Below are 20372 nucleotides of genomic sequence, written 5' to 3'. Positions count from 1 at the left end.
CCTCCACCTCGCCGCAGCCTTCGTCACCGTCCGCTGCCTCATCCAAGCCGCCCGCCACACCCACCGCTGGGACACCCGCCCCACCGTCCGCCGCCTCAAGTAACCCCTATTGCCGGAGCCTCTAAGCACCGTATCGGTGAGCGATCGCCGACGGACCTCCAGTTCAGCTCGAGCCCGGCGGCCTCGTCGCCGACACGGGATACCTCGCCGTCTCGGCGGCGGCGAGATCTTCGTCGATAGAGGGCTGGCCTGAGCCGGCAGAAGAGCCGGTTGCGCTCCAGTAGCTGTTCGTGGTTTTCGTCAGGCGAGTGAGGCAGGGCTCGCGCAGTATCTTGCCGGGGCCGGCGAGCGGTAGCGCTCTTGAGTCACCGCAGGTCGCAGTTTGTCCCCGTCTAGGTCAACCTCACGTAGGTGTAGGTCGCCGCTCTGTGTACCGAGCCGTCAACCCGATCACATCGGTGTGTTGAGCGTCACTCAAGTAACTGTGGGACACCGCAAACCTCACTGACAGCTCCACACCCCGCCTCCTGCGTGGCCACCGCGGCCTCGTGTGGTCCGTCGCGTATAACCCCGACGGCACCCACTTGATCAGTGGCGGCAGCGACGGCACCGTACGTCTCTGGGATCTCACCCAACCCGACCCACCCAAGGTACGCCGAGGCCATCAAGGCTTCGTCTGGCACACCACTTTCGGCCCCAACAACTCCATCATCGCCACAGGACAAGACGGCACAGTCCGCATCTGGCCCACCATCACAGCAACAGAACCAGTCACCTACACCGGCTTCGCCGCCTCAGTCGAAACCGTTACCCCCAGCCCCAACGAACAACAACTCCTCACCACCCACGACGACGGCACCGCCCGCATCTGGCACTGTCACGCCTGCGGCCCAACCGAAGACATCACCGCCCTCGCCTGAGGTTCACCCCGGGTAGTGGACACCGAGTTAGCAGGACCTGCGGTCCTGTTGAAAGGATGTCCTCATGCCTCCTCGCAAGCGCCGTTCGTACACGGCTGAGTTCAAGGTCGAGGCTGCTCACCGCGTGATCGATTCCGGCCGTACGATCTCCGAGGTCGCCGGCGAGCTGGGTCTCGACCCGGGCATGTTGAGTGTCTGGGTGAAAGACGAACGCCGCCGGATCACCGCGGCCGAGGTCAACGGGGACAAGCCTCTGGAGGCGGCAGAGCGGGCCGAGTTGCTGCGCCTGCGTGGGCAGGTGGCCGAGTTAGAGAAAGACAACGCGTTCCTGGTAAAAGCTTCGGCGTACTTTGCCGCGATGCAGAAGAACCGGCCCGGTTCGCTCTGATGGCCAAGTACGCCGGCCCCGACGAGTTCACCGACACCACCACTCCGGCAGAGCGCTCGCGGTTCTCGGTGCGCCGTATGGCGCGGCTGCTGGGTGTGTCGACCTCGGGCTACTACGCCCACGTCAAGCGTGTTGCGGCAGCGGTGTTGACGCCGCGGCAGCAACGCCGAGCCGACCTTGAGGTGAAGATCACCCAGGCGCACACAGAGTCGCGTGGGACCTACGGGTCGCCGCGGATCACCGCCGAACTACGTGATCAGGGCGAGATGGTCACCGCGAAAACCGTCGCCAAGATCATGGCCTCGATCGGGCTGGAGGGCATCAGCCCGCGCACGTTCACAGTCCGCACGACGGTGGTCGATCCGACCGCGTCGTTCCCACCCGATCTGGTCGACAGGCACTTCGACCGCGGCCTGTCCGACGCGGTCTGGTTGACCGATATCACGTATCTGGGCTGTGGTGAGGGCGAGATGTTCCTGTGCGCGATCCGGGACGGACACTCCCGGAAAGTGTTGGGTTACAGCGTATCCGACCACATCGGTGCCGGAATGGTCACTGACGCGATCGATGCCGCTGTGGCCGCCCGGGGCGGCAGATGTCGCGGCACGATCCTGCATTCCGATCGCGGCGGGGAGTACACGGCGCACCTGACAGCGACAGCGTGCTCCCGCCACGGCCTGCGCCGGTCGATGGGCGCTACCGGGATCTGCTGGGACAACAGCCCAGCGGAGTCGTTCTGGTCGACGTTCAAACACGAGCACTACTACCGACACGCGTACACCACGAAGACAGAACTCGTTGCCGCGATTGACAAGTGGATCCATCTCTACAACAGTGTGCGGCGGCACTCCACGATCGGGATGCTCAGTCCCGACGCCTACGAGCGGTCACTGACACTGACTGCCTGAACTGTGTAAGCCCCTGTCCACCATTCGGGGTGAACCTCACGCCTGCGCATCAACGAACTCGCCGCCACCGACGGTAAACACACCGCCTACACCCACACCAGCCTGGCCAACTGGACCCGCCGTGGCATGATGCCCGACCGAGAGATCAGACCCCTGATCGCGCTCGCACTCGCCGAACGACTCGGCCGACCCGTGACACTGGCCCAGATCGGGAGCAGATGGAGGATCGGGACCCAGCTACAGCGGGCCTCGACTTCCCCCGGGCACTGCCGAACGCGATCCTCGCCGCGACTGACTACTGGAGCCTGGTGGACCGTCGAGACTTCCTCACCACCGCGAGCCTGGCCATGACCGGCTGGACCACACCCGTCCGACGCTGGCTGACCACCTCCGCAGACCCCCACGCCGCCCATGTCGGCAGTCGGCGCCACGTGGGCGCTGCGGACGTGGCCGAACTGCTCACCGCCGCCGAGGACGCCCGTCGATGGGACTCGCAGTACGGCGGTGGGAACTGGCGCTCCTCCGGGGTGCTGGCCTGCCTGCGCGAACGAGCCACACCACTGCTGCACGGCCGCTACAACGACCACACTGGACGGCAACTATTCGCCGCGACCGCCCAACTCTCCCGCCTCGCCGGCTGGACCGCCTTCGACGCCGGCCAGCACGCCGCCGCCCAACGCCACTACAGCCAGGCCCTGCGCCTCGCCCGCGCGGCTGGCGACGTGCCCTTCGGCGGTTACGTCCTCGTCTGCGCCGCGCTCCAAGCCTCCCTCCGCGGCTTCCATGACGACGCCATCGACATGTGCCACGGCGCCTACGAACGCGCCAGGCACACCGCCACCCCACGCGTGCTCGCCTTCTACCGGCTGATCGAAGCCCGCGTCCATGCCCGCGCCGGCGATGCCCCAGCAGCCGGACGCGCCCTCGCCGCCTCCGACACCCTGCTGAACCAGGCAGCCAACCACCACGGTGACGACCCCACCTGGATCGACTTCTACACCCATGCCCGCCTCGCCGCCGACGCCGTGGAAATCCACCGCGACCTCGGCCTCCCCACGCCCGCTCTGCAGTGGAACACCGAAGCCGCGATGCCGACCGACACCTTCGCCCGCTCGTACGGACTACGGCTCGTCGTGCTCGCCAGCACCCGCCTCCTCGGCCAACACCCCGATCTCCATGCCGCCCTGACCCAAGGCAACCAAGCCGTCGACGTCCTGGCGCACGTAGCCTCAACCCGAGCCACCGACTACGCCAACGATCTCCTTCATCGCCTGTGGCCGTGGAAACCCGAACCGGGTGTAGCCGACCTCGCCCATCGAATCCGGACTGAGCTCACTGCGGCCTGATGCCAGCTGTACGCCTTGCACTCACCGGCTCCACCCGCAGCCCCGACCTGCATGCCGTCGCCGCCACACTCGGCCCCACCGAGGTCAAAAGCCGCCTGCGCGCACTCGGGCCCTGACTGGTCACCCCACTGAGGTATCCACTGAGAGTGCGACTTTCGGTCGTTTCTGTTGACTAGCGAGCTGGGAGTGCGGCAGGATTCCGTCGTTGCCTGACGTCCGGCGACAGCGGTCGGGAGTTGTCTGGCTGCTCTGCTTTCCTTGTCCCCGAAGGGAAAATGTGGCCGTGCACAGCAAGGTCGCCAGTGTTCTTGTCGGCGTCGTCTTCGCCGGTGTCATTGTGGCGGGCTCTCAGGTTGCCGCTTCGTTCGCGACCCAGGCTCCCGAGTCGTCTCGCGACGATCAAGTAACGGCGTCGGTCCACAGAACGGCCGGGCTGGGCGAGATCAGGACCGGCGGAGTCGGTGAAGTGCACACGTCGCCAGCGTTGTTTGATCATCACAGCGTCGCGGACGACGAGCGACCGGTCCGGTGGCTGCTGTTCGATCACCACTGAACCGTGGGTAGCTAATGTCAGCTGGCGGTGTTCGGTGTGAACATCGCCAGCTGACTGACCAGGTCGGTCAGTGTGGTTTCGAGGAGTACGGCCATCTCTTGGATGGCGCTGCCGTCCAGGCGTGCGAGGGTGGTTTTCGGGTAGGTGGCGAGTCTGGCGCGGGCCCACCGGCGTAGCTGCTTGAGCTCTGGGCGCGTGTCGTCGGTAAGGGCTCGGAGGTCGACGTGCAGACGGACCGTTTGCGCGTCGAACTCTGCGCGGTGCAGGGCCCTGGCGAGGATGTCGACCGGGCTGGCGCCGAGGGCCCTGGCGATCTCGCATAGCCGTACCACAGTGCAGGCGCGCGCCCCCTGCTCGTAGGAGGCGAGGGTCTTGACGCGGACGTTCGACGGCATCCGAGCCACCAGCTGCGCCTGGGAAAGGCCGAGGTCCTCTCGAGTTCGTTTCAGCACCTCACCAAGCGCATGTGTGATCACGCGGTCAATCACGTCATCGTGGACGACATCCATCAGATGTCCCTCCTCGTTGAACCGACTGCGGGCGACCGGGTGGGGACCATGAGGGAGACAAGCGCCAGCACCGACCATGACGGTGGTCGTGGTCGGTCTGTGGTTCTGGCATCCGTGCCAAGCACCCCGTTGGCCCCGAGCAAGCTCGGTGATACTGCCGAGTAGGAAGTGGTCTGGTCAACCTTGTGAGCGATATCCGCATCGCTCCGGACGGCTTGCTCGGCTGAGTCGATGCACGTGCCGGAGATATTTCCCTCGACGAGGGAAGGTGCTACGTCGACTTTTGATCATGATGATCGGCGGTCGTGCTGATGGGCGGCGAAGAGGCTGAACGAGCCCGTGGCAACAGCACGTCGGTGCGGGGGATCCGCGCCAGCTTGGCGTGCACGACTGTGGCCTGTGGCAGGTTCCCGAGCCGGTTGTAGTGTTCTACCGCTTCCTGCCATGCGGCTGTCGCCGCGGTCATGTCGGCGTTCGCGTAGTGCACGTCGCCGAGAACGTCGTGGGCATGGGCGGCCGTGCTGTAGCCGGACATGCGGATGGCTCGGCGGGTGAACTCGATGGCGCCGCGGATGTGTCCACGAGCCTTGTTGATCTCCGCGAGCGCGATGCACGCGTCCTGGGAGACGGCAAGGTCGGGAATCGCCTCGGCGGCGCGGAGAGCTTGTTCGCAGTGGGCCGCCGCAGTTGAGTGGTCTCCTCGGTCGTGATGCACACGGCCGATCTCGATCAGCGTGCTCGCATGTGCCGACTGGTCGCCGCTGCGTTCCGCGAGGATCTGCGCGCGAGTGAGGTGAACGAGCGCCTCGTCGTGTTGTTCAATGGCGCGCAGAACCTCGCCGATGCGGCACGAAGTCCAGCACAGGCCCTGTGCGTCGTCGTTCTTCTGCGCGATCTTCAAGCCGCGGCGGTACAGCGCGAGGGCTGCGGTCAGGTCGCCCCGCTGGGTCTCCAGCTTGCCGAGCAGGCCGAGTACGGCCGCTTGCCCGGCTTCGTGTCCGATGTCGTCCACGATGCGCAGCGCGGTGTCGAGGTGGCGTCGTGCTTCGCGGTGCTCGCCGATGGTCAGATATACCCGGCCAAGCCCCACCAACGATGACGCTTCGCCGACCCGGTCACTGGCTTCCTGGGCCGAGGATGTCGCGATTTTCTGCGCGGCCAGGCTGTCTTCGTAGTAGCCGTGCCGGTCGAAGAAGATGACGGCCGCGTCGGTGAGGCGCCAGGCATGGTCGTGGTGTCCGGTGGCCGCGGCGTTGCGGATCATGGCGAGCAGGTTGGCGCGCTCCAGGTCGAACCACTCTTTCGCCTGGGCGGAGTCGGTGGGCACGACCGGCTCGACGCCGCGTTCGACGGCGAGTTCGGACGCGGCAAGGCGGCTGGGATACAGCGTGTGGCTCGCGTGGACGGCTGATGCCAGGTAGAAGCTCGCCAGTCGGCGCGTCGCTGCCTGCCGCTCGGGCACTGGCTCATCCGATTCCGCACGATGTGCGGCGAACTCGCGCACGAGGTCGTGAAGCTGGTAGCGGTCCAGCGCGGTCGCCGCTCGCTCAACCAGGTGGGCGCCGACCAGCGCGCGGATGCTGCGTGTGGTCTCGGCGCGGCTGCGGCCATCGAGCGCGCCTGCGGCGTGGATGTTGAAGTGCGTTGCCGGATGCAGGCCCAGCAGGCGGAACAGTCGTTGTTCTGGCGGGTCGAGGGCGCGGTAGGACCAGGTGAAGAAGGTCTGCGCGGTGACTGCGTCGCCATCTTCTCCTACGTCGACGATGAGCTGGCGTCCGTCGAGTTGTTCAGCGAATGCCAGCATCTGGCCGGCGGGCCGGGTGGCGATGTGCGCGGCCAGCAGACTGATCATCAACGGCAGTCCGCCGCACAGTGCTGCCAAGCGGGCCAGTTCGCCGCGCGTCATCTCGCGGCGGGTGCCGAGGCGCATGGAGAGCAGTGCGGTTGCCTCGGCTGGTGTCATGGGGTCGACCTGCACCCGGCGGGCGCTGGTGGTGGCGCTCAGCGAGACCAGCTGCTGGCGGCTGGTCACCAGTACCAGCGCGTCTGGGAGCAACGTCACCAAGTGCTCGACATGCTTGGCGTCACGGGCGTTGTCCAACACGACCAGCATCCGGCGACCGGACAGCAGACGGGTCAGCAACAGCTCACGTGCCCGACCGGTGAGATCCGCGTCTGGTGGATACCCCACCGCGATGAGAAGGTCGTCGACCACCGTGGCCTGGCTTGCCGAGGCGTCCTCGGCGAAGCCGTTGAGGTTCACGTACAGGTCGCCGTCCGGGAAGCGCCGCCTGGTGCGATGTCCCCAGTGCGTAACCAGTGCGGTCTTCCCGACACCGGCCATCCCGTCGATGACCACTACGCCGCTGGTCACCCGTCCTTCCCGGTCCGTCACTGCCCCGTCCAACTCCGCGAGCAGATCGTCGCGGCCGACGAAGTCGGCCACGTCGTGCCGGAGTTGGCGAGGAACGATCACCGGGTCAGGACTACGTGGCGCCAGGTTCGAGCCGCCGCCGTCAGGGGTGCGCAGGCCTTCGTGGTGTTGCCGCACGTGCTCCATCGCCGGCTCATCACCGTCGTGCTGCAGCCTGCGCCGCACGGTGAAGTAGTACGCGGTCTCGTCTTCGTAGCGCCTCAGACCGTGCAGGGCGGACATCCGTTGCGTGGCAAAGGCGACGTCGCCGGGGTGATCGGTCTGCAGTTCGCCGATTCGGGTCAGCACCTCGTCGAACAAGTTGAGGTCCAGCAGCGCGGCGAGCAACGTCCGGTTCGCACCTAGCCAGTCGTCCTGCTCGACCCGTAGCCGCCACGCCCGCGCGGGCTCACCCGCGAGATCGTCAAGGGGGCGGCCACGCCAGAGGTCGAGCGCATGCCGTGCCGACTCCGCGGCCTGCCGGGAATCCTGCTGCTTGGCGTGTGTCCGGGCCTCGCGGAGCAACGCTGTGAATCTGTAGTAATCGATGAGAGACTTGTCGATGTCGAGTCGGTAGCTTCCGCCTCCGCCGTCCAATGACGGTGATGTCGGCAATTGTCGCAGCCATTTTCGAACACGTGTTGCATAGGTGTGAAAAGTGGGTCCAATGTTCTGCGGTTGAGCTTTCTCCTCCGGCCACGCCCACTCGATCAAGGTGTCCACGGGAACCCAGCGTCCTGCGTGCACCAGCAGGGCCCCCAGAACCGCGCGTTCTCTTGGTTTGCCCCAGTTATCCTGCAGTGCGCCGTCGAGCAACAACGCCGTTCGGCCCAGTATCCCGAACATCGTCTCCACCAGCCTCACCCCCGGAAAGCTGGTCGCCAGATCACCCGGGTGGCGGTCTCCGAGTGGTGTCAACCACTCTGGATAATACTCAACAAACACCACAGGCGACCGCGAGTGACACAAATGAGATAAACCGCTCCGTCGACCGACCAATTGGTGTAACGAAGTCGCACTAGACGCTTTGCTGACCGGCATGCTCGACCACTCCGGCAACCCTCTTGGCCCAGTGCTCACTCTGATATAGAGCACGCAACGTCACGATTCGCATTCGCCAATGATCAGGAAAGGTTTCGGAAACCTCCGGCTCTGACCCGATTCCGCGAGTAGTCGGCTGAGTTGATCTTCGGGGTTTCGTGAAATCGTGTGGTGGGGTGGGTTTCGGGTGTGGGCATGCTGATGAGCCCGGTGCCGGGCTCGCGGGTTGGGGGTTCCTGGGTCGAGGCTGGGGTGGCCGGATGGTTAGGGCAGTGTGGGGAGTTTCCGGAGGCGGGCGAGGATTTCGGCGAGCAGGTGGTGATCGGGTGGTGGGTGCAGGATCACTTTTCCCGCTTGGAAACCGAGGCGGGCGGGGACGCGGATCAGCCGGTGGCGGAGGGTGGTGATCATGGCTTTGCCGTCGCGTGTGCCCCAGCCGGCGAGTCGGCCGTCGGGTCCTGGGGTGGCGGTGAGTTGGTGGAGCCAGGCGGCCATGGTGGCGGCCAGCAGCGCGCCCCACATCCAGGCGGTGTTCACTCCGGGATAGCCGGAGGGCAGATGGCGGAGCGCGGCGCCGTGTTTGCTGTCGCGGAAGATGTTCTCGATGCTGGTTCGGTGGCGGTACCAATGCTCGACAGCCGCGGTTCTGGCCGGTGTGGACACATCCAGGTTCGTGAGGACGAAACTGTAGCCGTAGATCGCGTCAGCGTCAGCGAGTTCTTCCAGGGGGAGGACGCGTTGGTCGGGGTGCAGGGTGCGGCGCCGCCGGGAACGGGGATCGGCCGAGACCTGGGAGACATCCAGTCTGACTCGGCGAATGAGCAGGAAGGTCTTCGCGGGCCACCAGACCGGCCGGTAGTCCGCGACGGCGACCTGGGCGCCGTCCATGTCGATCGCGTCGGTCCAGTCGTCCTCGGTGAGGCCGGAAAGCAGTCGCCAGAGCGGGGCGATGCGTTTGGCACCGATCGCGAACTGGACCTTGGCGAAGAACGCGACCCGGGCCAACTCTCCGGCGAAGTAGCCAGCGTCGGCCCGTAATCGCACCTGGCCCGCTCTGGCCTGCTCCGGCAAGCCGCGAGCGCACGCCGCAACAAGTTCGCGGCGTGTGCGCGAGGATCATCGTTACCGGACAACAACTCCCCGGCCAGCACGGTCTCCACCTCGGCCCAGGACGCGACGTGCACACGCCCCACCCGCTGCCCCTCATGGTTGTAGGCGACACCGCGTTTCTTGCGCCCATAGGTCTCCACATCGCTGGCGTCGAGATCGATCGTCACCGCGGCGCACAACCGGTTCCGTCGCGCCGCGGGCACCCCTCCAGCATCCGCCGGGTTACCCGCGCGATCCCGGTCTCCACCGCTATCCATTGTGGATCGGTGAATCTGCGCGCCAGCCCAGCGGCCGTGGTCGAAGACACCCCGGCACCGGCGTGATCACCTGCCCCGCCACATCACCACGCTGACGGTCCAACCCGACCAGGAAGTCCTCCCCAGCCATCTGCGCCGCGGCCAACCCGACCAACACCTCACCAGCGCCAAACCCACGATCACGCTGCTTGATCGGACCCACCGCCGCGTCCAACGCCGAGACCACGCCCAGCCGCTCCACCAACTCCGTGACCGCCGCCATCCCCGACACCGACGTCAACGACGGGTCCGGCGAGCCGACCCGCACCCTCGACCGTCCGCCACGTAAACTATCCACTCGATAGGTGTCCTCTCCCGGGACTGATTACGTCGTCGCAAACGTCATCATCCCAGGCCAGAGCGGCACCTATCGCCATCTCAGCAGCGTGTCACCGCCTTACTCGCGGATACGGGTCTGACGACCTGCTCAGGTGGGGTGCGCTGGGCGAAGGGGGGCGGGCAGGTTGTTGATCCGGAAATAGCCGCCGCCGGGCTGACCCTTCCTGGTCCCGGCGACATGTACGACCAGCGCGTCCAACGGGGGCAGCTCGCGCTCGGCGCACCGGTGGTGGAACGCTTCCATGAACTTGCTGACCAGGTAGGAGTCGCCTCCGTTGTGTAGTTCCTGCGGCGCAGCCAGGCCAGCGGCGGCGAACACCAGGCTGTAATGGATGGTTGATCCGTTGTTGCAAGCGCCGTTGTCGACCACGTGGTCGATCGCTCTGTCGACGTGGTCCGTGGTGAACTCGATGTCGCCCATGTGATGCCTTCCGCTGTCACTGTTGCTGTCTGGGTATCACCGCAACCACCCAGCGGGTTACAGGTGTGGCGACTTCTCAACGCGCCGAACGGTGCCGCGCTTTCGTCAGCTTCGGCATGAGCGCCCATTCCCCGCCGCCCGACTCGATGCATGAGCGTGCACTCGTCACTCATGCACGACTTCTGGGCGGAGCTGAGCGACGAGCGTGCCTGAGATGCCTCTCGGGCACGCAAGAAGACGCTGGTGGACAAGCTCAAGTAAACCGAGGTCGAGGTTGGGTCAGGGACGGACCTTGGGGTGGCGGTGCTAGCGCGTGTTTACTAATCGGCGGAGCCAGATGTTGATCCCTGCGATGTGGGTGGTGGCCTCGAAGCGCAGGGCGAGTTTGTCGTAGCGGGTGGCGAACCCGCGGTGTTGTTTGTGCAGGTTGATGCTGCACTCGACGGCATGTCGCTGCTTGTATGCCTCGGTGTCGAACGCTGGTGGTTGTCCTCCGCGTGATCCACGGTTGCGGCGGTGGGCTCGCTGGTCACGCTTGATCGGGATGGTCGCCCGGATACCGCGGCGACGCAGGTAGGCACGGTTGGCCTGAGACGAGTACGCCTTATCCGCCAACACCCGGTCCGGGCGGCTCCGGGGCCTGCCCCGACCGGTCCCGCGGACCCGAATGCGCTGCAGTACCGGCACGAACTGCGGGCTGTCTCCTCGCTGCCCGGCGGAAGCACCGTCGACAGCGGCTTACGTCCCTGCTCACAAGCGAGATGCAGCTTCGTGGTCCACCCGCCCCGCGACCGGCCCAGCGCGTGGTCGGCAGGCTCAGCACCGGGAGGCTCCACCTGAGCGGCCGGAGCCCGGCGGGCGCCCGCCGCGTGCTGGTGCGCCCGCACGATCGTGGAGTCCACTGACACATCCCAGCAGATCAGGCCCGCCTCATCACCCAGCTGCCGCAAGCTTTCCACGATCCGGGCCCACACGTCCGCACGCTGCCACGCCCGAAACAGCCCATACACCGACTGCCATGACCCATACCGATCAGGCACATCCCGCCACGGAGCCCCAGTCCGGGTCCGCCATCGGACCCCATCGATCAACTGCCGCCTGCTCCAGGTTCGGGGCCGCCCACGCCCACTCACCGCAGGCAACAGCGGTTCCAACAGCCGCCACTGCGCGTCGGTGAGGTCATGACGAGCACCCGCAGGTACCGTTCCCACGAGGTCTCCGGTGGTGATGGTCTTCTTGGTCGTTGACCCATCTACCGGAGACCTCACCCATCTCCACCGACCGACACGCACAAACCGTCAACGAAGATCCACTTTTCAAACAGGCACTAGGAGAGGTTGTCGGCCACGGCGAATCAGCCGACCAGGCTCACAATGAGCGCTGCGATTGACACCAACAGGCTGAACCAGGCTGCTAATGGGTAGAAGTAGTCCTTCATCACCGTCCAGCGGTTCTGGTTTCTCATCGGATCGAGATACAACGCGTCTCGTTCCGGGATCTCATCCCGGGAGACGGTCGATTCACGTCGCGCCAGTGAGTACCTGTCGGCGTAATGTTGCCGAAGGACGGGAACCAGGTCGTGGCGTCTTACGGCCACCAGCGCGCCTGCGTAATAAAGGAAACTGACGTAAAGGTGGAGTTTCCGTTGGAGTGAGTTTGCATCTCGCTGTAGCGACAGTTGTACATCTATGAGTGGATACGACTGAGCAAGCGCAAGGTCGGCTACCGCGGGTGGAGACGCCCATGTTCGTCGTCGCTGCTGCACCAGGCAGAACAGACTTCTGGCGGCCTTGCCTGCAAAATTGACGCAATGTACCGCCTTGTACTGCTCGTCTGTGGTTTCCCGGGCAATCTTTAGAATGCGCGCGATCTCTCGAAAGAATCGCGCCTCCCAGCCGCCCTCTGTCCATAACCAGAAGGATCCTGCAATGGCTAGCACAATCTGACCGGCAGCCAAGATAGTCGGAAATAGCTCACTGGTTCCGAGTGTCGCGCTCAGCATGACAGAGGTCAAAATGAAGGGCAGTGCAAACATGCCACTGAGCAGTAATATCGCGCCGAGCAGTCGTGGAAATATTCGCCACATGATCATGCTTGGCAATCCCATGTGGAACAGGTGGCCGCTGAGTCGATGCTGGCAGTCCTCGTAAGATAGCGTGTCTTGCAGTGGATCAATCTCCCTTATGCAGGAATATACGGCATCCACATCGAACCGCGGGAAGAAGCGTGGATGCTTGCGACGCAGATCGGCCAGGGGGTTCCAGGTAACTTCTTGCTCGTTCGTGGCAGACATATCCAGATAGCTCCCTGTTGTGATCACCTGACGGCTGAGGCTGCCGTACGAGACGTTGTATCGCTCAAGGAAGGAGGATGACGGAGCGGTGCGCTCGCGTCTCCTGGTCGCGGCACCCTCGATCCGGGCTCCACCCAGCGCCAACCGCCGGTGTCAGCCCAGGCCGACGTCCCATCACGTGATTGGGTGCCGGGCCAGTGTCAAGAGACGAATGCTCGCTCGTCGGCATGAGCGCGCGTTCGCAGCCGTCCGACTTGCGGCATGAGGGTGTTCGCCGGAATTGCCCGATGTTTGGCAGTTCCGGGAGCGCGAACCGAGCAGGGGAAACCGTGACGTCACACTTGGCGCCGACGTTCGCCGTAGGCCAGGGCAGAGCCAGGAGGTCCACTCGAGCGGTCTGTGAGATCGTCAGTGTGACGAGCCGATCCGCCGCCGCAGCGCCTCGATGTCGGCGACGAACTTGTGTGCCACCCGCACGTCGCTGTCGTCCACGTGCCCGCCGCTGTGCGCGATCGTCCTGCGCCGCTCGCTTTCCACCCAGGCGGCGTTCGCGGTCAGGTGCTCGTGCAGGGCGGCAAGGAGCGAGTCCGCGCGGCGTGTGATGGGGCTGTCCGGCGTGACGTCGTACTCGATGCTGAACACCGTCGCCCGCCCCGCCGTAAGCTCGGTCAGGCGGTAGCAGAGGTACAACCCGCCGAACCCGGCGTACATGTTGCGGCACACACCGAGCGGCACGAGGTCGGCGTCCCGCGCGAGGATGTCGGCCTCCAACTCGTCAGTCTCGTCGTCCTCCGGCGGGCCGCCGCGAGCCGGCGGGACGGCGAGATCCCATGGCTGGTACGTGTATTCGAACATGAGCACCGGCTTCGTGGCGAGCACGAAGAACTCGTCGGGGAAGGCGACGCCGTAGCACTCGCGCATGACCTCGGCCGGCCCAAGCCCGGTCTCGTACAGGGCCCGCGCCAGGCGGAGCATCGACGGGTAGTCGTCGCGAACCGCCTCCGCGCGGAGGCGGTCGAGTGGGTCCTCGGTCACGAACCTTCGCCTCCGCCCTGGTCTTGTTCGCTCATGATGGTGTCGAGCAGCCGGTGCAACCGGCTCCAGGTGGCACGGAGGTCGTCAGCCGTCATCGAGCTGATGATCTGGTCGGCCACCTTCTCGGCAGTGCGGATGGCGTCCACCATCGCCTTGGGCTTGCTGTCCCTGACCGCCTTCCGTGCGATCTTATTCGCTGTCTTGTGCAGTGCCGTGATGCGTTTGGTGATCTCGCGGCTGTCGGCGGCCAGCCGTGGGTTGTCCACCATGATCAGGACGATGTCCTCGACATGTCGGAAGAACGCGTCCTGGAGCTGGGCCTGGAAGTCCTTCCTGACCTGCTCCGGCAGCCGCATCAGGTCGGCGTCCGCCTTGACGAGCTCTCTGGCCAGGTTCTGGGCGCTCGCGGTGGTCTGTGACTGCAGGATCAGCGCGTAGGCCTCGTGTGCGACTCTGATGCGCTCGTCCGCGAGGGTCATGCCCTCCCGGGCCGCGATGGCGTGGGCAGAGGTCACCTCGAGCCCACGCCGTATGTTCCCCGGCGCCGAACTCGTCACCGTGCTCACTTCCGGGGCGAAGTGCAGGGTGAACTGGACGCCGAAAACACGCATCAGCTTGTTGCGCAGGAACCGGCCCTCGGCCTCGCCGACGCCGTAGAGTCCGCCCTGGACATGCAGCAGCGCCCTCGTCCTGATGTTCTGGAAGATGCCCTTGACGGCGCCCTTCCTCAGGTCGAGCAGCTTGATCAGCATGTTGGGCTCGGTGGGGTAGAGCATCTGCGGGTGCACCTTGTTGATCGCCGCCCGGATCGCGTGGTCGACCTCGTTGGACCACAGCGTGAGCTGCCTGCTGCGCCTGGCGTCGCGCCGCCGCCACTTGAACCCGCCGAAGCGGTAGCCGCCGATGACGATCAGTGGGTGCTGGCCGAGTTCCTCGAGGACCTTCACGTACGCGGCGAGCACACCCATCGTGTTCTTCGCCGTGACGGACGTGTCCGCGTCCTGGCCGACGCCGTACACCACGTCATTCATCTTCGCGAGCACGCGTTTTGCCGTCCGCACGTAGGACGAGCCGAGCACCTCCTCGCGGAAGAGCCCGAACGGCAACGCCTCCTTGGCGCGCAGGTTCTTCTCCCGCTCCTCGGCGAGCGGCTTCTTGTCGCCCAGCTTGCGGAACTTCCTGCGTACCTCGGAGATGCCGACCCGGGTCCGCTTGCCCTTCTTGACGCGGACCCAGTTCGGGGTCCACACGAAGCCGAAGACGGCCATGTTGAGCTCGGATGGCGTGTCGACCTTCCCTATGGCCGTGTCGATGTCCGCCTTCCCCTTGTCGGGATCCAGGTGCTCCATCGCGTTGATGCCGATCACGACTGCGGTCCGTGCTGCCGCGAGGTCCTCGGTGCCGCCCTCCCATGCCTTGGTGATGTACCGCACGGCCATGTCGGACTTCACCTCTGACGGGATAGTGGCGATGGTGACGACGAACCCGATGCGCCGGTCGTCGCCCTCCATCGGGATCACGGTCGCCGTCAGCTGGTTCACCGCACCCGGGCGCTTCTTGAGCTTCATGCCTTTCTCGGCCTTGTCGATCTCGTAGGGGAACTCGTCCTCCGTGAGCTCGACCCGCGAGGTCTCCTCGGCCGGGTTGATGGCCACCCGGACCGCGTAGTCGTCCTCGCCGTACTTCTTCAGCTGGATCGACGTGAGCCGGTGCCGCCGCTTGATGCCGGGGAGCCCCTTACGAACGGATTCCGGGGTCGCGTCCTCCGCACGCAGCAGTTGCAGGGCGTCGCGGACGGCCGCGTCCAGTGCGCGTTTCTTGGCCTTGTCGGACCGCTTGTCGGGCTTGCGGTCCTTGCGACGGTCGGGCCGTCTCTTGGGGCGGCGCCGGTCGGGGCGGCGGCGCGGGCGGGTGCGGTCCCTGACCGGCCTTCTCGGTGGCCTGACCGGTTTCTCGTCCGGCTTCCTGTCCGGTTTCTTCGGGCGCTGCTTCCTGGCCAGCGCCGCCTTGAGCTTCGCCCAGAGCTTCTTGACCAGGCCGACCATCTTGTCCACCACCCAGTCGATGGCGCGGTTCACCGGGCGGGCCATCTTCTGGAAGATCTGCTTGACCTTACCGGCGATGCCACCGACGCCCAGCAAGGCCGCCAGCGCGCCGATCAGGACCGGGATCGACCTGGCCAGCGCGCGTTCCACCAATGCGGGCACGCCGCCGGTGCCGCCGCGGGCGATGGCTATCACCGCGTCGAGGACCGCGTTGACGAACTCGATGATCTGGCGGCCGTTGGTGACGATGAAACGGATGATGTCGATGATCATCTTGCAGGCGCGGATGAACGCCGATGCCGGGTTGAACAGCGACACGATCCACGTGACACCGGCGATGATGATGGTCGGCAGCAGGTAGGAGACCAGGTTGCTGATCAGGTCCTTCTTCAGATTGCCCACGCGACCCTTCAGGTCCGACCACATGCCGACGACGCCGCGTTTCTTGGTCTCCGACACGATCGGGATGCTGGTTTCCGCCGCGGTGACGGCCGGTTCGGGGACCTTGCGGACGAGCCTCGACCGAATGTTCGCCCACGACAGGCCGAGCAGCGCCGCGAGCAGCATCAGGATGCCGAGGACGGCGAAGCTGGTCGGCAGCTGCAGGCCGGCCGTGGCCCCAGTGCCCAGCAGCCAGGCAAGCACGCCCTGTTCGAGGTGTCTGCCGGCGTTCTTGGCGAACAGCTTGAGACCGCCGCCGACGCCGGTGATGAGGTTGCCGAGGAAGCCGATGGGGTCCTTGAGAATGGCCTTGACCGCCGAGGCTGCCTTGCACAGCACGCCCATGAACAGGGAGCCGAGCTCCTTGATCGTGCGGATGACGCCGCCGATCGCGTCGGCCGCCTTGGACACGAGGCCCTTGTTCTTCTCCTTCTCCGCCGCGATCTCGTCGTCCACCGCCTTGACGGCGTCCTTGTACTTGGTGGCCAGGGTGTCGACGAGCTCGGTGCCCTTGTCGTCGACCGTGTCCCGGAGGTCGTCGAACTTGCCCTCGAAGTCCGTGGCGGCCTCGCGGCCGAGCGCCTGCAGATCCTTGGGCAGCTTGTCCACCGCTGCCTTGAGGTCCTTGCGGCCGGTGGCTATACGGTGCTTCGCGCGCTTGAGCTCGTGCTCGATGATGTCTGCGATGTTGCCGATCACCAGGCGCATCGCCGCCAGGTAGTGATCCTTGGCCGTCTCGTAGATCCGGTTGGCCTCTTCCGGGAGGTCAGCGAACAGGTCCTTGAGCCAGCGGGCCTTGCCCTTCAGGCCGGAGTAGCGGCGGTCCTTGTACTCCTCCATGCCATTCTCGTGCTCGGCGGTGAACTTGTCCCGCGCATCCTTCTCCTGCTTGGTGAACTGGTCATCCACCGTCTTGTCCAGGTCCGTCAGGATCTTCTCGACATCGCACTTGGTCTTGTCGAAGACGTCCTGCAGGACCGCGGTGACCTGGGTGCGCTTCTCCTCGTCGGAGGTCTTGGTGTTGACCTTGCCCGCGCCGACGTTCTTGCCCGTCGTGATCCTGGTGGCGTGCATAGCGGCCATCGCGACAGCACTCCGGGTCGCCGCCACGGCCTTGACCTGCTTGGTCTCCTTCGTCTCGTCGGCACGCAGCTGATCGGGAGCCGTCGCCGAGTGGGCCTCCATCGTCTTCTTGTCCTTGACCGCCTTCGAGAAGGTCGGTTCGTTGGACTTCATCAGCTGCGGCTCGGTGACGGCCGCGTCGGCCATCTGCTGGTTGATCGCGGCCGGGCCAGCCGACATGTCCGTCGCGGACGCGGGCAGCGGGTCCGGGGCGGCCTGGTTCGCCGGCCGACACCACGCACCCACGCCGGGCGTTGGGCGGGGATTGCCGATGACCTCGTCCGGTGGGCCCTGCTCGACGATGACGCCGTCGTCGAGGAAGATCACCCGGTCGGCGACCTCCCGCGCGAACACGATCTCGTGGGTGACCACGAGCATGGTCATCCCCTCGGCGGCCAGCCCGCGCATGACGTCGAGGACCTCGCCGACCAGCTCCGGGTCGAGCGCGGAGGTCGGTTCGTCGAACAGCATCACGGCCGGGTTCATGGCGAGTGCCCGTGAGATCGCGACCCGCTGCTGCTGCCCGCCGGAGAGCTGGCGCGGGTACGCGTGTGCCTTGTCGGCCAGACCCTCTCGAATCGCGCGACCAGCCTCGTTAACAAGCGGGCCTGGTCGAAGGGGTCGTCGTGGGCGACGGCCAGCGCGGCCTCACGGTCGCCGGTTTATGTGATGATCGAGTCAATTCCCCATCACGGCAATCGTGCCGTGGACCACGTGTTTGGCCGCCCCGCAGAAGTTGGGTGGAAGTTGCGTGCCGGACTGTGTGGACGCGGGCCCGGCCCCACGGATACCTTTCTTGCGGTCGGGGGACCGGTCGTGAAAATGTGGGGGGCGTTGTGGTGCGGTCCTTGTCGTCCGTCGTACTCGCGGTGGCCATAGCCGCCGCCGGATTGGTCGTGTCTGGAGCTGGTCCGGCCAGTGCGCGGGAACCTGCCCGGGAGGCTGGCCCGGAGTCGGCGGCCGAGGCGTCCACCTTCACCCCCGTCTCGCCCGTGCGGGTGCTCGACACCCGCGGCGGGCCCGCCCTCGCGGGCGGACAGACGACCACGCTGGACCTCGCCGGGCGGCTGCCCGCGAACGCCACCGTCGTCGTCCTGAACGTGACCGGGGTCGAGCCCACCATCGGCACCTACGTGACCGCCTACCCGGCGGGCGCCGAGCGGCCCACCGTGTCCAGCCTCAACCTGGCGTTGGGAGAGACCCGCGCCAACCTCGTCACCGTGGCCGTGGGTGGTGCGCGGGCCGTCAGCCTGTACAACCACCTCGGCAGCACGCACATCGTCGCCGACCTCGCCGGCTACTACACCACCGGAAGCGGCTCGCTGTTCTCCGCGCGGCAGGCCCAACGGGTCGCTGCCACACGGCTCGGCACGCGCGCCACCACGACCGTCGACCTGTCCGGGTACGTGCCCGCCTCGGCCACGGCCGTGGCCGTGAACCTAACCGGCGCCCGCGGCACCTCGTCCACCTTCCTCACCGCCTGGCCTGCCGGGACCACGCGGCCGGTCGCGTCCAACGCGAACATCGCACAGGGACAGGCCAACCCGAACCTCGCGACCGTCGCACTCGGCACCGGCAGGCGGATCAGCGTCTACAACCACGCGGGCACCATCGACGTCATGGTCGACCTCGCGGGCTTCTACAGCCCCGAGTTCGGCGCCTCCTTCGTGCCCGTCACCCCCACCCGCGTGCTCGACACCCGCACCGGCACCGGCACCTGGCAGAACGCGGCCGCGCCGCTCGGGCCCCGCGCCGACGCGGACGTCTACCCCGGCCCGGAGGTGCCCGCCGACGCGGTCGCCGTCGCCGTCAACCTCACCGGGATCGCGCCTACCGCCTCGACCTTCGTCACCGCGTGGCACCGGATGTGGGACTCCGAACCGCAGACGTCGAACCTCAACCTCGCGGCCGGCCAGATCGCGGCGAACCTCACCGTCCTGCCGACCCGCGCCGAGGACCCCAACAGCCGGTTCTGGCTGTACAACAAGGCGGGCGACACGCACGTCGCCGCCGACCTCGCCGGCTACTTCGTCGTGCCGCCCAAGCCCTGTGCGAACGACTGCCTCTACGCCTGGGGTGCCAGCCAGGGCGAGACGGGCACCGGCACGACGCGGCTTGACGTCCGCACACCCACCCCGGTCCACGGGCTGACCGACGTGGTCGCGTCGTCCGGGCGGTACGCCGTCCGCGCCGACGGCACCGTCTGGGCCTGGGGCGAGAACAACTTCAGCCAGCTCGGCAACGGCTGGACCGGCGGCGAGTCCCCGGTGCCGGCGCGCGTGGTGGGGCTCACCGACGTGGTCGCGGTCGCCGAGACGAGGGTCAACGGCCTCGCGCTCCGCGCCGACGGCACCGTGTGGGGCTGGGGCGCCAACTGGGGCTGGGTACTCGGTGACCCCGGGCAGTCCGACACGAACGTGCCCGTCCGCCTGACCCGGCTGTCCGGCATCACCGCCATCGCGGCCAACACCACGGCCGCGTACGCACTGCGCGCCGACGGCACCGTCCTCGCGTGGGGCCGTAACGACCGGGGCCAGCTCGGCACCGGCAGCACCGAGTACAACACCTGGGAACCAGCGCCCGTCAGCGGCCTCACCGGAGTCACCGCGATCAACGCCGGCGACGACACCGCCGCCGCGATCCGCTCCGACGGCACCGTGTGGACCTGGGGCGACAACCAGGATCTCCAGCTCGGCAGCGGTACCGAGGAGCCGTTCGTACGTGTCCCGGTCCAGGTGAGCGGGCTGACCGGCGTCATGGACGTGTCGCTGGACTACCAGCACGGGTACGCCGTCCGCGATGACGGCACGGTCTGGGCGTGGGGCAGCAACCGGTTCGGCGGCCTCGGCAACGGCGTCGCCTGCGACTGGGAGGAAGCCCCCGAGTGCCGGTCGAAGCTGCCGGTGCAGGTGTCGAACCTGACCGACGCGGTCGCCGTGGCCGCCATGTACAACGCGGGCTCCGCACTCACCGCCGACGGACGGGTCTGGGTGTGGGGCAGCAACACCAGCGGCGAGTTCGGCGACCCGGCCGCCGACCCCTACGGGTACACGACCACGCCGAGGGTGGTGCCCGGCCTGACCGGGGTCACCAGCCTCGGCGAAGCCGAGTTCGGGGCACGGGCCATCGTGCCCGACCCGTCCTAGCTTGACGAGTGACGTGCGCCCGTCGGACAGGCACCTGTCCGACGGG

15 protein-coding genes and 2 pseudogenes are annotated in these 20372 nt (G+C 66.6%); 8 read left to right on the top strand and 9 right to left on the bottom strand.

The window, feature by feature from the left end; genetic code table 11:
- The 7 genes and pseudogenes from WBA97_RS23875 to WBA97_RS23845 all read left to right on the top strand — a co-directional run.
- Positions 1–103 (top strand): annotated as a pseudogene (locus WBA97_RS23875) (IS5/IS1182 family transposase); the annotation flags it as partial.
- A gap of 379 nt (positions 104–482) precedes the next feature.
- Complete coding sequence (locus WBA97_RS23870) at positions 483–920, top strand: WD40 repeat domain-containing protein (protein ID WP_424233132.1); 438 nt, start codon at positions 483–485, stop codon at positions 918–920.
- 64 nt (positions 921–984) lie between these two features.
- Positions 985–1308, top strand: a complete 324-nt coding sequence (locus WBA97_RS23865) for a transposase (protein ID WP_424233130.1) — start codon at positions 985–987, stop codon at positions 1306–1308.
- Entirely contained in the window at positions 1308–2216 is a 909-nt protein-coding gene (locus WBA97_RS23860) for an IS3 family transposase (RefSeq protein WP_424233129.1), read from the top strand. Before WBA97_RS23865 ends, WBA97_RS23860 begins: the two co-directional genes overlap by 1 nt.
- 218 nt (positions 2217–2434) lie before the next feature.
- Positions 2435–3562 carry a sporulation protein gene (locus tag WBA97_RS23855; RefSeq protein WP_424233128.1) on the top strand — a complete coding sequence of 376 codons (1128 nt, stop codon included), beginning with the start codon at positions 2435–2437 and terminating at the stop codon, positions 3560–3562.
- A complete protein-coding gene (locus tag WBA97_RS23850) occupies positions 3562–3678 on the top strand; it encodes a hypothetical protein (RefSeq protein ID WP_424233127.1) in 117 nt (38 codons plus the stop codon). The genes WBA97_RS23855 and WBA97_RS23850 overlap by 1 nt, the downstream gene beginning before the upstream one ends.
- Positions 3679–3845: 167 nt before the next feature.
- Entirely contained in the window at positions 3846–4115 is a 270-nt protein-coding gene (locus tag WBA97_RS23845; protein WP_424233126.1) for a hypothetical protein, read from the top strand.
- Positions 4116–4132: 17 nt separating this feature from the next.
- Here WBA97_RS23845 and WBA97_RS23840 read toward each other — a convergent pair whose 3' ends face one another.
- The 9 genes and pseudogenes from WBA97_RS23840 to WBA97_RS23800 all read right to left on the bottom strand — a co-directional run.
- Positions 4133–4624, bottom strand: a complete 492-nt coding sequence (locus WBA97_RS23840) for a helix-turn-helix domain-containing protein (protein WP_424233125.1) — start codon at positions 4622–4624, stop codon at positions 4133–4135.
- Between the two features lie 271 nt (positions 4625–4895).
- Positions 4896–7883 carry a tetratricopeptide repeat protein gene (locus WBA97_RS23835; RefSeq protein ID WP_424233131.1) on the bottom strand — a complete coding sequence of 996 codons (2988 nt, stop codon included), beginning with the start codon at positions 7881–7883 and terminating at the stop codon, positions 4896–4898.
- Positions 7884–8342: 459 nt separating this feature from the next.
- Complete coding sequence (locus WBA97_RS23830) at positions 8343–9149, bottom strand: transposase (protein WP_424233124.1); 807 nt, start codon at positions 9147–9149, stop codon at positions 8343–8345.
- Positions 9150–9437: 288 nt separating this feature from the next.
- On the bottom strand, positions 9438–9707 hold the full coding sequence (locus tag WBA97_RS23825; RefSeq protein ID WP_424233123.1) for a hypothetical protein: 270 nt from the start codon (positions 9705–9707) through the stop codon (positions 9438–9440).
- 204 nt (positions 9708–9911) lie between these two features.
- Positions 9912–10244 carry a hypothetical protein gene (locus WBA97_RS23820; RefSeq protein WP_424233122.1) on the bottom strand — a complete coding sequence of 111 codons (333 nt, stop codon included), beginning with the start codon at positions 10242–10244 and terminating at the stop codon, positions 9912–9914.
- 306 nt (positions 10245–10550) lie between these two features.
- Positions 10551–11455, bottom strand: a protein-coding gene (locus tag WBA97_RS23815) for an IS5 family transposase (protein WP_424233121.1) whose coding sequence is annotated in 2 segments (ribosomal slippage) — positions 10551–10951 and positions 10951–11455 — 906 coding nt in all. Because the reading frame shifts where the segments join, the coding sequence is not laid out codon by codon here.
- A gap of 143 nt (positions 11456–11598) precedes the next feature.
- Positions 11599–12537 carry a hypothetical protein gene (locus WBA97_RS23810; protein WP_424233120.1) on the bottom strand — a complete coding sequence of 313 codons (939 nt, stop codon included), beginning with the start codon at positions 12535–12537 and terminating at the stop codon, positions 11599–11601.
- Between the two features lie 408 nt (positions 12538–12945).
- Entirely contained in the window at positions 12946–13572 is a 627-nt protein-coding gene (locus tag WBA97_RS23805; RefSeq protein WP_424233119.1) for a hypothetical protein, read from the bottom strand.
- Between the two features lie 3866 nt (positions 13573–17438).
- Positions 17439–17756: pseudogene (locus WBA97_RS23800) on the bottom strand (amino acid ABC transporter ATP-binding protein); the annotation flags it as partial.
- Positions 17757–18076: 320 nt separating this feature from the next.
- Here WBA97_RS23800 and WBA97_RS23795 point away from each other — a divergent pair.
- Complete coding sequence (locus tag WBA97_RS23795) at positions 18077–20326, top strand: RCC1 domain-containing protein (RefSeq protein ID WP_424233118.1); 2250 nt, start codon at positions 18077–18079, stop codon at positions 20324–20326.
- The last annotated feature ends 46 nt before the right edge of the window (positions 20327–20372 follow it).

The sequence above is a fragment of the Actinophytocola sp. genome (assembly GCF_049647105.1).
Classification (GTDB): domain Bacteria; phylum Actinomycetota; class Actinomycetes; order Mycobacteriales; family Pseudonocardiaceae; genus Actinophytocola.
This window is presented reverse-complemented; position numbering and strand designations above follow the sequence as displayed.